This window comes from Klebsiella sp. WP8-S18-ESBL-06 (assembly GCF_014169755.1).
Taxonomy (GTDB): domain Bacteria; phylum Pseudomonadota; class Gammaproteobacteria; order Enterobacterales; family Enterobacteriaceae; genus Kluyvera; species Kluyvera ascorbata_B.
In genome coordinates this window covers 3635524-3648452 of record NZ_AP022256.1, presented here as the reverse complement: position 1 = coordinate 3648452, position 12929 = coordinate 3635524, and the positions used below count along the sequence as shown (strand labels likewise).

Genomic DNA, 12929 nt, shown 5'->3' with positions numbered 1-12929 from the left:
TTTTTGTGGTAGCCTGCACGCAAAGCGTTAACTGCAGGGAATGGCGTTGTATGTCAATTCAGAAAATCGCTCAGCTGGCGGGCGTTTCGGTAGCGACCGTGTCGCGCGTGCTGAACAACAGCGAAACGGTGAAGGCGAAAAACCGCGAGCGTGTTCTTCAGGCCATTAAAGAGAGCAACTACCAGCCTAACCTGCTGGCACGACAGCTACGCACGGCGCGTAGCTCAATGATTCTGGTGATGGTATCGAACATCGCCAACCCGTTCTGCGCCGAGGTGGTGAAGGGCATCGAAGAAGCGGCGGAAAAGAACGGTTACCGTATTCTGCTGTGCAACTCCGGTTCGGATATTGAGCGTTCGAAATCCGGCCTGCGTCTGCTGACCGGCAAAATGGTCGACGGTATTATCACTATGGATGCGTTTACCCGCCTGCCGGAGCTGACGACCGTGATTGGCGACGCGCCGTGGGTTCAGTGCGCCGAGTACGCTGATGCGGGCGACGTTTCCTGCGTGGGGATCGACGACGTCAAGGCTGCCGAACATGCGGTGGGCTATCTGGCGGCGCTCGGGCGTCGGCACATTGCGCTTATCAACCATGACCTCAACTACAAATATGCGCGCCTGCGTGAACAGGGCTATAAGAACGTGCTGGCGCGGGAAAGCCTGGCGTACCAACCGGTAGAATACGCCAGCGACCTTAGCGCCGCTGCGGGCAAGGCGGCGATGAAAAAGCTGCTGGCGATGAACCCGCGTCCTGATGCCGTGTTTGCGGTATCCGACGCGCTGGCGGCGGGAGCCCTGCGCGCCGTGGAGCAGGCGGGGCTGCGCGTGCCGCAGGATATTGCGGTGGTGGGTTTTGACGGTACGGAGCTGGCCGAAATGGTGTCACCGCAGCTGACGACCGTGGAGCAGCCGTCGCGTGAGATTGGCGCCCACGCCGTCGCGCTGCTGCTCAACAAAATCGAAAACCCCGACGCCCGTCCAGAACGAACCATGCTGGACTGGCGCTTTATTTCACGCGCCAGCGCCTGATTATTGCTGCCCCATCGCGCCTGCCAGGGCGCGAATATCGTTACCGGTCGGCGACTGATGAATCCGTAAGCCAAACTCTTCGACCACGGCGAAAATATGGTCAAAAATATCGGCCTGGATGCTTTCATATTCCGCCCACACTACGGTATTGGTGAAGGCGTATATCTCAATCGGTAAACCGTTATTATCCGGTGCCAGCTGGCGAACCATTAGCGTCATATCTTTGCGAATGCGCGGATGGTTACGCAGATATTCATTGAGGTAGGCACGGAAGGTACCAATATTGGTCATCTTGCGCAGGTTCAGCACAGAGCCATCGCCGCCGTGCTCCTGATTCCACAGGCTAATTTCCTCATGACGCGAGTCCATATACGGTTTTAGCAGGCGAGCCTGAATTAACCGCTGTTGCTCTTGCTCGTCAAGAAAATGCACGCTAGTGGTATCAACATTAATGCTGCGCTTAATGCGACGGCCGCCCGAAGCCGACATGCCGCTCCAGTTTTTGAATGAGTCAGAGACCAGCGACCAGGTGGGGATGGTGGTAATGGTATTATCCCAGTTCCGCACTTTGACGGTAGTTAAACCAATATCGGTTACCGCGCCGTCGGCCCCGTATTTCGGCATCTCCAGCCAGTCGCCGAGCTTCAGCATGTCGTTTGCAGAAAGCTGAATTCCCGCCACCAGACCGAGAATCGGATCCTTAAATACCAGCATTAATACCGCCGCCATTGCCCCGAGGCCGCTGATTAAAATAGCCGGCGACTGCCCCAGCAGTAGCGAAATCATCAGAATGCCAATCAGGATCGCGCTGACCAGCTTAACGCCCTGGAATATCCCCTTCAGCGGTAGCTGCGAAGAGAACGACAGCTTCTGTGACAGGTTAAAAATAACGTCCAGCAGCGAGAAGAACGACAGCAGCGCATAAAGCATCACCCACAGCTGGGCGGCGGTGGTTAATATTTGCGCCGCATCGCTGCCTTTTTGCAGCCACAGTACGGCCTGCACGTTGACGATAATCCCCTGCAGGGTAAACGCCAGCCGGTGGAAAAGTTTATTCTGCGTAATAATTTGCAGCCATAAATGGCTGCTGGCCTGCGCGCGTTTTTCAAAGGTGCGTAGCACCACCCGATGGAGTATCAGATGGACAATGATGGCAGTGAGAAAAATAATACCAAAAATGATGATCAATGAATTGGTATGGTTTATTTCAATGCCCATCTCTTCTATCTGTGTAATCAGTTCCTGCATAACATCTCCTGTATAGCCAGCTAATTATAATGGCTGCGATGGCTATATTATGCAAACGGCTATACAGGAACTTAAGGTTACGACGTTGCCAGCGCCGGACGGTGGTTTAAATGATGGCGCAGACAGATAGCGATGACCGCAAGCGCCAGCATCATCACCGCTTCTACGGCGAGAAAGCCGATCATCGCATCGGTATAGCTGCCGCGGTGGCTATGCATGAGCGCCAGCAGCAATGAACCAAACACCGCGGGACCGAGGCCCAGCGTGGCCTGCTGTAGCGTGCTTAGCAACGCACTGCCGGCGCCCGCGTCGTTGGCGGTGATGTCGCGCATTCCTACCCGATAGAAGCAGTTTACGATCAGCGCCTGACCGTAGCCAATCAGCGCCGTCGACGGCGCCAGCGCCAGAGCGGTTGTCGCATGCGCAAAATGATGGAAGGTTGCCATCAGCAGCAGCAGACCGCTTATCTGTATGGCCAGACCCGCAAGCAGAATCCGCCCCATGCTGTGGCGAGTAATCAGCTTAGGCGCATACAGCGCCGAGATGAAATAGGCTACGCCCAGCGCCACAAAGCTGTTACCCGATTGCCATGGCGCCATGCCCAGACCAGACTGCATGGTGAGCGCCATGCAGAACATAAAGCCGGACCAGGCGCTGAAAAACAGCAGGGCGATCGCCATACCAAAGCGGACGCTGGCGAGCTGGAGCAGACGCGGGGGCAGCAGAGGGTGCTCGCCGCGTCGCTGTTGACGTAGCGCGCTGGCACGCATCCACCACAGCAGCGGAATAATCGCCAGCAGCATCAGGCGCAGCGGCCACGGCCAGCGGAGTTCCGGCCCCAGCGCCATCGGGAACAGCAGACAGCACAAAATCAGTCCAAGGCTAAAAGTGCCCTGCCAGTCGATTCGGGTATGCTCATCGCGGCGGGTTTCCGGCACGTAGCGGCGGCTATAGGCCAGCACCAGCAGGCCTATCGGCACGTTGATAAAAAAAGCATTACGCCAGCCGAGCCCGGCAATATCCGCGGAAACCAGCCAGCCGCCGCACATCTGCCCGACGATAAACGAAATGCCGCCAATGCCGCCGTACAGGCTGATGGCGCGAGCGTGGGCGCTCCCTTTCAGCGTCACGTGCAGCGTGGCGAGAATTTGCGGCACGATGAGCGCTGCCCCTGCGCCCTGTAAGGTGCGGGCGGCCAGCAGGGCGGTGATTGAGTTCGCGAGCCCGCACAGTAAGGACGCGAAGCTAAAAATTGCCACGCCCCACATAAACAGACGGCGGCGGCCATAGTTGTCGCCAAGTTTACTGCCCATCGCCAGGCAGACGGCGAACGCCACGCCGTACAGTGCGACGATCAGCTCCAGTTGGGTGGGGCTGGCGTGCAGTGATGCGGTGATGGAGTCGAGGGCGACGTTGGTGATCGAGGTGTCGATCTGGGGCAACATCAGGCCGGTTAACAACAGGAAAAGCCCCGCGCGACCGGGGGAAACAGCAGACGTTTTCATGGTAGCTCCATTGCGTCGTTCAGCGAATGGACGTAGCATCGCTGATTCAATAAACGGGTACCAGTTCCTGGTTATACGGGTATTGGCACTACCATGCTGGAGAGATGATGAGCCTTATTACCCCGGGTGAAGCCGCCGCACCGACCGCGCGGCAGGACGATAGCCGCAAGCAGCTGGGCGCTTTTCTTCGCGCGCGGCGGGAAAGCCTCGATCCGCAGCGCCTGGGGCTACCGCGTAGCGGACGGCGGCGCACACCCGGCCTGCGCCGTGAAGAAGTGGCGATGCTGGCAGACGTTGGCGTGACCTGGTATACCTGGCTGGAACAAGGGCGCGAGGTTAACCCCTCGGTGGCGGTGATGCAGGCGATTGCCGAGGCGCTGCAGTGCAGCGAGCTGGAGACGCGCCATCTGTTCGTGCTGGCTGGGCTGAAACCGCTGGAGTCTGCCTACGTGCCGCTTTGCGAAGGTATCAGTCCAGGCGCGCGCCGCATGCTCGACAGTTTGCTGCCGCAGCCGGCCAGTATTCAGCGTGCGAATTTCGACATTGTGGCGTGGAACGACGCGTTTTGTCGGCTGATGGGCGTCGATTTTTCGACCATTCCTGAAGACGATCGAAACTGTATTTATCTGTATCTGACGCATCCCGGCTGGCGCAGCCGCCTGGCGAATCGCGACGTGCTTGCGACATTTGTGTCTTACTTCCGTGCCGCCATGGCTGAACATCGCGGTGACGCGGCGTGGGAGAACAAGCTGGCGCGCTTCTTTGCCGCTTCAAGCGAGTTTGAGGCGCTATGGCATCAGCGCTATGACGTGCGCGGCGTTGAGAATCAGATCAAAGATTTTCACCATCCTGAGTTCGGCGATTTTCAGCTGCAGCAGATGTACTGGTACTCTGCGCCGCGTAATGGCTCACGTTTGCTGGTGTACTTACCGGTGGATGATATTGGGGAAGCGGTGCTGGCGAAGCTCTAGTCCGAAAACGGTTCCGGCGCCGCCGCACGTGTCCGGGCTACGCAATAAGAGTAGCCCGGCTACGCACAGCGCCGCCGGGGCTAAATCAGATCTCAGTAATCACCGTTTCTTCCGGCAGGCGAGATTTCGGCAGCGTCTTGTTGAAATCTTCTACGCTGTGGTAGCCCACCGGCACGACAACCAGGCTGGTATAGCCTTTTTCTTTCAGGCCAAATTCTGCGTCGAGAACATCGGCGTCGAAGCCTTCGATGGGTACTGCGTCCAGGCCCATTGCGCCCACGCCCAGCAGGAAGTTGCCGACGTTCAGGTAAACCTGACGCGCGGCCCACTGGTCATCGTCGTGACGATCTTTACGGTGCAGGTCGGCAAAGAAAGTGCGGCCTTTGTGGTTCGCGGCTTTCGCTTCCGGCGTCGCAAAACGGCCGTCGGCATCTTCCTGGTCGACGACTTTTTCCAGCCAGGCATCGTCGATGGCGGTTTTGGCGCAGAATACCACCACATGAGAAGCATCCAGCATTTTACGTTCGTTAAACACGTAGCCGCCCGCAGCGGATTTCGCCACGCGCGCTTTGCCTTCGTCGGTACTGGCGACGATAAAGTGCCACGGCTGAGAGTTCGTGCTCGACGGGCTATAGCGCAGCAGGGTATTGAGATGAGCAGCCTGCTCGGCGGTTAACTTTTTGCTGGCATCAAAGGCCTTGGTGGAATAGCGCGCTTTTGCAACGGAAACGATATCCATAAAAACTCCTGAATGATGATAGACACCGCGTATCGGTGCGTTGAATCAAAGCAGGGTACCGCGCGCTGTGACAAATGAGAAGGGTGTTAAATGCGATAACACTTATCGCATTTAACGCAAAATCAAACCGGGCGCACCCGCGTCTGGACGCGTTTGGGCAGCTTATCGACGACCCGGTTCCACGAATCTTCAATCAGGCTTTCCAGCAATTCCGGCACGATCTCGTCGCCAGGATAGACCGAAATCCAGTGCTTTTTGTTCATGTGATAGCCCGGCTTAATATGCGGGTAGATAGCCTGATGCAGTAGGGACTGTTCGGGATCGACCTTCAGGTTGACGATCGCTTCACCGCGCAGAAAGGTTTTGATCATAAAGATCTTCCCCTCGACGGTAAACACGTCATATTCCGGCCCGAAAGGCCAGTAGACGTCAGAAAAGGGCAGGGTCAGGGCAAAGTCGTGCGCCCGCTGGTGCAGCGTTTTTCCGTCCATTAGTCGTCCTCGGCCAGCGCCAGCCACATGGCTTCAAAACCCAGCGCCTTCAGCGTATCGGCCCGCAGCGGTTCGCGGCTGGCAAACTCAATGGTGGTTTCCGCCAGCGACAGGAACAGGGCGTCGCCAAAAGCGCGAAATTCGTCGGACATAAACACCGGACGCACCGAGCGTTGGCAAAGCTTTTGCAGCTCCGGGAACATGGCTCTGACCTGCTGCACCGTCTCTTCGGTAATTTTTTCGCTCACCGCCATGCGGCGAATGGCCTGGTGGCCGGTAGGGTTGCGTACGCCCCAGTCGATATAGCTGTTCCAGATGCCGTGGGTAAAGGCCTTGGGGGAGTCGGTATCGACAAGCCCGGCGAGCATCGCCTGGCAGAGGTCGCTTTTCAGATGCAGGTAAAGTGCGTTCAGCAGGTCGTCTTTGGTGGCAAAATAGCGAAACAGCGTGCCCTCAGCCACGCCCGCACTGCGCGCAATCATCGCAGTCGAAGCGGCAATGCCGGACTGGGCAATGGCGCTGGTGGCGGCTTCCAGTAACGCTTGTTTTTTATCTTCACTCTTTGGACGAGCCACTACACTTTACCTCTCTGACTGTAAAAAAATGTGATTGAAACATGCCAACCCCAGGGACTTCAACGTCGATTGTCAAAATTTGAAAATTGCTTGACGATTTTTTCTGCCTCTTTCTATAATGAGTGCCTACTCACTCATAATCAATCTTTTTAGTGTGGCTTCCTGGATGAGGCCGGTTTTGGGTCTGGATATGAAACCTTTCATCATCAGTGTGGTTGCCATCATGCTTATTGCCAGTGCAGCAAGCCTGTCCTTTGTTCTGAATCCCGGCTTCGGTCAGGTGCCGCAAGGGGCAGAGAAGAGTCAGATTGAGCGTTCGCCGAACTACCGCGACGGGGCGTTTCACAACAGCCTGCCGACGCCGGGGTTCACCAGCGATAAAAATATGCTGATGGCGTGGTGGGAATTTCTCACCGCAAAGCGTGAAAACGCGCGCCCCTCGCGCCCGCTGCCGCTGGTAGCGACCGATCTTGCCAGCCTGCCGCGTGACCAGGATACGTTAATCTGGCTGGGCCACTCGTCGTGGTATCTCCAGCTGGCGGGCCAGCGGATCCTGATTGATCCGGTGTTCAGCAGCTATGCCGCGCCGTTTTCGTTTCTGAATAAAGCCTTCGACGGCGACTATCCGTGGCGCGCAGAGACGATGCCGGAGATCGATCTGCTGATTATCTCCCATGACCACTACGATCACCTCGACTACGCCACCATCAAAGGGCTGTTGCCGAAGGTTAAGCGCGCCGTCGTGCCGCTGGGCGTCGGGTCGCATCTGCGCTATTGGGGCATGGCAAACGACATCATTACCGAGGCCGATTGGCAGCAGAGCGTGACGCTTAGCGATGCGTTGAGCGTGCACGTACTGCCGGCGCGGCATTTTTCCGGCCGCGGCCTGAAGCGTAACCAAACGCTGTGGGCGAGCTTTATGTTCGTGACGCCGCAGCAGAAGGTGTATTACAGCGGCGATAGCGGCTACGGCCCGCACTTCAAGGATATTGGCGAGCGGTTTGGCAAGGTTGACGTGGCGATACTGGAGGACGGTCAGTATGACCAGGACTGGCGCTACATCCACATGATGCCGGAGCAAACCGCACAGGCGGCAGTGGATCTGCGTGCGGACCGGGTGGTGCCGGGTCACGCTGGGCGCTTCGTACTGGCCAAACATACCTGGGACGATCCGTACAAGCGGCTGGCGCAGGCCAGCAAAGATAAAGCATATCGGCTGCTGACGCCGATGCAGGGCGAGCCGGTTCGCCTGGCGGACGCTATGCAAACATTTCGAGCCTGGTGGGAATAGCCACCGGCTGTCGTTAAGCGAGGGGAAGGGCGTATGACCGAATTAGCCACTCAGGTAATCGACACTCTGGTCGAATGGATTGACAATAACCTGCATCAGCCATTGCGTATTGATGAAATCGCCCGCCGGGCGGGCTATTCAAAATGGCACCTGCAGCGTCTGTTTTTACAGCACAAAGGGGAGAGCCTTGGCCGCTACATCCGTCAGCGCAAGCTGAATCTGGCGGCGGATGAACTGTGTACGACCGATCAAAAGGTCTACGACATCTGTCTGAAGTACGGGTTTGATTCCCAGCAAACGTTTACCCGCATTTTTACCCGCACGTTTAATCAGTCGCCGGGTGCCTATCGTAAAGTGAATCATCGCCCGCGGGCGCATTGATTCTGCCCTGATTGTAGGCCGGATAAGGCGCTAGCCGCCATCCGGCAACGTGCATCGGTGTGCCTGATGGCGCGTTGCTTATCAGGACTACGCCGCCAGCGAGAACCAACGTCGCCAGACGTAGCGAATCACCAGATACTCAATCGCCCCCAGGGCCAGAAACCACGCGCAGAACAGCACGGTATAAAACTGGTTGAGATCCATAAAATGGAAGGTCTCAACCAGCTTTTGCGCCAGCGTCAGTCCCAGCGAAGGCGCTGGAAGCAGCAGACAGGAAAGGAACGCCATCAATAAAATACCGGCGGCGGTCATCAGTGATTCAAGAGGATGCTTCATGCGTTGTTAATCTTTGGTTAAAGATATTATTGTCCGGTAATTTTTATTTGAACGCAATGTTTATAATTTAATATACCTCCGGTTGAATATTTAAAACAAATACTCAAGCCTACGAAAATAATCGTATGGCAAAAGAGTAAATAATGTTTTGAATTAAATTAAATAATGCTTTCGTAAATAAACGTCATGCTCAGGATAATAGTTTTACAAAAGTATAAGTACTGTATCCAACCAGCGTCGCAATCACGATAGCCAGCGCGATGTACAGCGCCAGGCGGCGTCCTCTGTAGATTCCAAACATAATGACCTCGTTTAGATGGGGTTTAGGAACATTCTGTAATATTAATATTAGTAAATCAACTGAATGTCGTTTTGAAATTTAAAAAGCGGAAATATTGTGAACTAACGAATATTTCTTCGCTTAATTAAAAATATCCAACGATGTCGCCTTGGCCAGAAATGAATTCAGGCTTTCCGTTTGCAGGAATTTAAAAGGAAAATTTATCGTGTCGAAAATGATGAATGCCAAAAACGTGCCGCACGGGGACTACGACCCGCAGGTGCACGCGTACCAGCAGCCGACCGAGCGGGTGCTATCGCAGGTCAACAGTCAGCCCGAGGGGCTGGCGGCGGCCGAGGCGGCGGAGCGCCTGAATACCTACGGCCCTAACGCACTGCCAGAAAAGAAAGGTAAGCCAGCGTGGCTGCGTTTCCTCGCCCACTTTAACGATGTGCTGATCTACGTCCTGCTGGCCGCAGCGGCGCTGACTGCCGTAATGGGACACTGGGTCGATACCTTCGTCATTCTTGGCGTTACGGTGATTAACGCCCTGATTGGTCATATTCAGGAAAGCAATGCGGAAAAATCGCTGAAAAGCATCCGCAATATGCTCTCCAGCGATGCGCAGGTTATCCGTGATGGTAACCATCAAACCGTCGCCACCACCGAGCTGGTGCCGGGCGATATCGTGGTGCTGCGCGCGGGCGACCGTATTCCGGCCGACATGCGCCTGATTGAAGCGCACAACCTGCGCGTGGAAGAAGCGATTCTGACCGGCGAGTCGACCGTTGTGGATAAACACACCGACGTCCTGCACGGTGAACTGCCGCTGGGCGACCGCACCAATATGGTGTTCTCTGGCACCACCGTGAGCGCAGGCGGCGGCATCGGGGTGGTTGTGGCTACCGGTCAGGAGACCGAGCTCGGCCACATCAACCAGATGATGGCGGGTATTGAAAAGCACCGCACGCCGCTGCTGGTGCAGATGGACAAGCTGGGCAAAGCGATTTTCGCCATTATCCTGGCGATGATGGCCGCGCTGTTCGTGTTCAGCATGCTGCTGCGCGACATTCCGCTGGGCGAGCTGCTGCTGTCGCTGATTAGCCTCGCGGTGGCCGCTGTACCGGAAGGTCTGCCGGCGATTATCTCGATTATTCTGTCTCTGGGCGTACAGGCCATGGCGCGCAAGCGGGCGATTATCCGCAAGCTGCCGACCGTGGAAACCTTAGGGGCAATGACCGTGGTCTGCTCGGATAAAACCGGCACGCTGACCATGAATGAAATGACCGTGAAGGCGATTATCACCGCCGATAGCTGCTACCGCGTAGACGGCGATAGCTATGAGCCGCACGGCAACATCTACCTGGAAGGCAGCAACGAGCCGGTAAAAGTACAGCCGTACACCGTGCTCGAGAAATACCTGCGCACCATCGATCTGTGTAACGACAGCCAACTGGTGAAAGACCCGCAGGGCCACTGGGGGATTACCGGCGGCCCAACCGAGGGCGCGCTGAAGGTGCTGGCCGCGAAAGCGAGCCTTGAGCCGCTGCGTACCCAGCTGGTAGCGAAGATCCCGTTTGACTCACAGTACAAGTACATGGCAACGCATTTCCAGCTGGCCGACGAAGAGATTGTGATGGTGACCGGCGCGCCGGACGTCCTCTTCGCGCTGTGTCAGCAGCAGCAGACCGCCCGTGGCGTGGTGCCGTTTGAGCGCGGCTACTGGGAAGCCGAAATGGCGCGCTTTGCCAGCCAGGGGCTGCGCATGGTCGCGGCGGCCACTAAGCCTGCTAACGCTGGGCAGAACACCCTCGATCACAGCGACCTGCAGGACGGTCTGGTATTCCTCGGCATTGCCGGGATGATGGACCCGCCGCGTCCGGAAGCCGTTGATGCGATCCACACCTGTCAGAATGCCGGGATCCGCGTCAAGATGATCACCGGCGATCACCCGCAGACGGCGATGAGCATTGGCCAGATGCTGGGGATCCGCAACAGCAGTGAAGCGATGACCGGCTACCAGCTGGAGCACATGGATGACGCCGAGCTGGCAAAAGCGGCGGTCGAGTACGATATCTTCGCCCGTACCAGCCCGGAGCATAAGCTGCGCCTGGTGAAAGCGCTGCAGGAAAGCGGCGAGATTGTTGGCATGACCGGCGACGGCGTTAACGACGCCCCGGCGCTGCGCCAGGCCGACGTGGGTATCGCGATGGGCATCAAAGGCACCGAGGTGACCAAAGAGGCCGCGGACATGGTGCTGACCGATGACAACTTTGCCACCATCGCCAGCTCGGTAAAAGAAGGGCGTCGCGTATACGACAACCTGAAGAAGACGATCCTGTTCATCATGCCAACTAACCTGGCGCAGGGGCTGTTGATTATTATCGCGCTGCTGGCGGGTAATATTATCCCGCTGACGCCGGTACTGATTCTGTGGATGAACATGGCGACCTCCGCCACGCTCTCCTTTGGCCTCGCATTTGAAGCCGCTGAGCGTAACGTGATGAACCGTCCGCCGCGTAAAACCGGCCAGCACGTGATGGATGCATTTGCCGTCTGGCGCGTCGCCTTTGTCGGTTCGATGATTGCCGTTGCCGCCTTCATCCTTGAAGCCTGGCTTGCGCCGCGCGGCCACAGCGCCGAGTTTATCCGCACCGTGTTGTTGCAGATGCTGGTGACCGCGCAGTGGGTTTACATGATTAACTGCCGCAGCAGCGACCGCTTCTCCCTGAATAGCGGCCTGCTGAAGAACAAAGGTATCTGGCTGGTGACCGGCGTGCTGCTTCTGCTGCAGCTGGCGATTATCTACCTGCCGCTGATGCAGACGCTGTTCGGCACCGAAGCGCTGCCGCTGCGCTACTGGGGCATCACCCTGGCCATTGGCGCCGCGATGTTCCTGGTCGTTGAAGTTGAAAAGCGTCTGACCCGCCGTTTCCGCAAGACAACCTAGTGATGACCAGCCCCTCTCCTGGCGGAGAGGGGCACTTGCCACGCAAGGATCCCCTCATGAAGAAAACTTTCCGCCTCGCCCTGTTGGCCTGCGGCCTGGCAGGCTGCACGCTGGCTTACGCCTCGGTACCGGTACGTGTCGCGACCGTTGAGCGCGCGCCGCACGCGGTGGAGCGTCAGCTACCGGGCCGCGTGGAGGCTATCCACGCCGTTGAAATCCGCGCACGCACCGAAGGCACCATCGTGCAGCGCCACTTCCAGGACGGCCAGAACGTCAGTCAAGGCGATCTCCTTTTTACGCTTGATGATGCCCAGCCGCGGGCGGCGCTGGCGCTGGCACAGGCCGAACTGAAAAGCGCTCAGGCGTCGCTACGCCAGGCACAGCAGCTGCTGACGCGCTACCAGAGTCTGAAAACTAACCACTCCATCAGCCGTAACGACGTTGATACGGCTCAGATGCAGCGCGACGTTGCCGCCGCCGCCGTTGAGCAGGCGAAAGCGCGGGTAACGGCGCAGCAGATAACGCTCGACTACACCCGTATTACCTCACCGGTAAGCGGCCGCGTGGGCCACAGTGCCTTTCACGTCGGCACGTTGGTCAATGCCGCCAGCGGCGTGCTGGTGGATATCGCCCAGCTTGACCCCATTCGCGTGAGCTTCGCGCTGGATGAGGCCGCGTTCTACAGCAAAGCGGGACAGCATGCGGATATCCGCGCGCTGAAGGCGGCCTGGCTGGCGCAAATTACCCTCGATGGTCAACGTGAAGACGGGGTGCTGACCTCGGTCGATAACCGTATTGATGCCCGTACAGCCAGCGTGGCGGTACGCGCAGAGTTTGCCAATCCGCAGCATCGGTTGCTGCCAGGCGGTAACGTTACGGTGACGCTGCGTCCGCAGCAAATGACCGAGAGCGTGATGATTCCGGCGGCAGCCGTGCAGCAGGATGCCAAAGGCTATTTCAGCTGGGTGCTGACGGCGGAGAATACCGCCGGGCAGCGTCGGCTTGAGCTGGGCGGCCAGCAGGGACAGACCTTTGCGGTGGCGAAAGGGCTTAACGCGGGCGAGCGCGTGATCACCGACGGCGCGCAGCGCCTGACGGACGGCGCCGCCGTGCAGCTATTGAATTAAGGAG

General features: G+C 57.6%; 12 protein-coding genes. 6 read left to right on the top strand and 6 right to left on the bottom strand.

Translation table 11 applies throughout. The features are described from left to right. The first annotated feature begins 50 nt into the window (after positions 1-50). Positions 51-1031, top strand: coding sequence for a LacI family DNA-binding transcriptional regulator (locus tag H7R76_RS17465; protein WP_106924756.1), 981 nt, complete (start codon positions 51-53; stop codon positions 1029-1031). Here H7R76_RS17465 and H7R76_RS17460 read toward each other — a convergent pair whose 3' ends face one another. Both H7R76_RS17460 and H7R76_RS17455 read right to left on the bottom strand, forming a co-directional pair. Then, positions 1032-2279 (bottom strand): mechanosensitive ion channel family protein, encoded by a 1248-nt coding sequence (locus tag H7R76_RS17460; protein WP_182934676.1) that lies wholly within the window; start codon positions 2277-2279, stop codon positions 1032-1034. 77 nt (positions 2280-2356) lie between these two features. Beyond that, positions 2357-3784, bottom strand: coding sequence for an MFS transporter (locus H7R76_RS17455; protein ID WP_182965941.1), 1428 nt, complete (start codon positions 3782-3784; stop codon positions 2357-2359). A 107-nt stretch (positions 3785-3891) separates the two neighbouring features. Here H7R76_RS17455 and H7R76_RS17450 point away from each other — a divergent pair, with 107 nt between their 5' ends. Next, a complete protein-coding gene (locus H7R76_RS17450) occupies positions 3892-4755 on the top strand; it encodes a helix-turn-helix transcriptional regulator (RefSeq protein ID WP_182929353.1) in 864 nt (287 codons plus the stop codon). Positions 4756-4840: 85 nt separating this feature from the next. On the opposite strand, the gene nfsB is transcribed toward H7R76_RS17450, so the two are convergent. The 3 genes from nfsB to H7R76_RS17435 all read right to left on the bottom strand — a co-directional run bounded on the left by nfsB (position 4841) and on the right by H7R76_RS17435 (position 6560). Continuing rightward, positions 4841-5494: an oxygen-insensitive NAD(P)H nitroreductase gene (gene nfsB / locus H7R76_RS17445; protein WP_106924752.1), complete on the bottom strand. Its 654-nt coding sequence runs from the start codon at positions 5492-5494 to the stop codon at positions 4841-4843. 122 nt (positions 5495-5616) lie between these two features. Next, positions 5617-5985, bottom strand: a complete 369-nt coding sequence (locus H7R76_RS17440) for an MmcQ/YjbR family DNA-binding protein (RefSeq protein WP_182965939.1) — start codon at positions 5983-5985, stop codon at positions 5617-5619. Continuing rightward, positions 5985-6560: a TetR/AcrR family transcriptional regulator gene (locus tag H7R76_RS17435; protein WP_106924750.1), complete on the bottom strand. Its 576-nt coding sequence runs from the start codon at positions 6558-6560 to the stop codon at positions 5985-5987. Before H7R76_RS17435 ends, H7R76_RS17440 begins: the two co-directional genes overlap by 1 nt. 190 nt (positions 6561-6750) lie before the next feature. On the opposite strand from H7R76_RS17435, the gene H7R76_RS17430 reads away from it, so the two are divergent. Continuing rightward, positions 6751-7851, top strand: coding sequence for an MBL fold metallo-hydrolase (locus H7R76_RS17430; protein ID WP_106924810.1), 1101 nt, complete (start codon positions 6751-6753; stop codon positions 7849-7851). Positions 7852-7884: 33 nt separating this feature from the next. Next, a complete protein-coding gene (locus tag H7R76_RS17425; RefSeq protein WP_106924749.1) occupies positions 7885-8232 on the top strand; it encodes a RamA family antibiotic efflux transcriptional regulator in 348 nt (115 codons plus the stop codon). Between the two features lie 87 nt (positions 8233-8319). On the opposite strand, the gene H7R76_RS17420 is transcribed toward H7R76_RS17425, so the two are convergent. Beyond that, positions 8320-8568, bottom strand: coding sequence for a DUF1158 domain-containing protein (locus tag H7R76_RS17420; protein ID WP_106924748.1), 249 nt, complete (start codon positions 8566-8568; stop codon positions 8320-8322). A 506-nt stretch (positions 8569-9074) separates the two neighbouring features. Here H7R76_RS17420 and H7R76_RS17415 point away from each other — a divergent pair. Both H7R76_RS17415 and H7R76_RS17410 read left to right on the top strand, forming a co-directional pair. Then, complete coding sequence (locus H7R76_RS17415; protein ID WP_182929352.1) at positions 9075-11798, top strand: cation-transporting P-type ATPase; 2724 nt, start codon at positions 9075-9077, stop codon at positions 11796-11798. Positions 11799-11854: 56 nt separating this feature from the next. Continuing rightward, a complete protein-coding gene (locus tag H7R76_RS17410; protein WP_106924746.1) occupies positions 11855-12925 on the top strand; it encodes an efflux RND transporter periplasmic adaptor subunit in 1071 nt (356 codons plus the stop codon). Positions 12926-12929 lie beyond the last annotated feature (4 nt).

Excerpts from the sequence above, each read along its gene's own strand:
- H7R76_RS17465 (WP_106924756.1), top strand. The coding sequence starts at position 51 with ATGTCAATTCAGAAAATCGCTCAGCTGGCGGGCGTTTCGGTAGCGACC.
- H7R76_RS17460 (WP_182934676.1), bottom strand. The coding sequence starts at position 2,279 with ATGCAGGAACTGATTACACAGATAGAAGAGATGGGCATTGAAATAAAC.
- H7R76_RS17455 (WP_182965941.1), bottom strand. The coding sequence starts at position 3,784 with ATGAAAACGTCTGCTGTTTCCCCCGGTCGCGCGGGGCTTTTCCTGTTG.
- H7R76_RS17450 (WP_182929353.1), top strand. The coding sequence starts at position 3,892 with ATGAGCCTTATTACCCCGGGTGAAGCCGCCGCACCGACCGCGCGGCAG.
- nfsB (WP_106924752.1), bottom strand. The coding sequence starts at position 5,494 with ATGGATATCGTTTCCGTTGCAAAAGCGCGCTATTCCACCAAGGCCTTT.
- H7R76_RS17440 (WP_182965939.1), bottom strand. The coding sequence starts at position 5,985 with ATGGACGGAAAAACGCTGCACCAGCGGGCGCACGACTTTGCCCTGACC.
- H7R76_RS17430 (WP_106924810.1), top strand. The coding sequence starts at position 6,751 with ATGAAACCTTTCATCATCAGTGTGGTTGCCATCATGCTTATTGCCAGT.
- H7R76_RS17425 (WP_106924749.1), top strand. The coding sequence starts at position 7,885 with ATGACCGAATTAGCCACTCAGGTAATCGACACTCTGGTCGAATGGATT.
- H7R76_RS17420 (WP_106924748.1), bottom strand. The coding sequence starts at position 8,568 with ATGAAGCATCCTCTTGAATCACTGATGACCGCCGCCGGTATTTTATTG.
- H7R76_RS17410 (WP_106924746.1), top strand. The coding sequence starts at position 11,855 with ATGAAGAAAACTTTCCGCCTCGCCCTGTTGGCCTGCGGCCTGGCAGGC.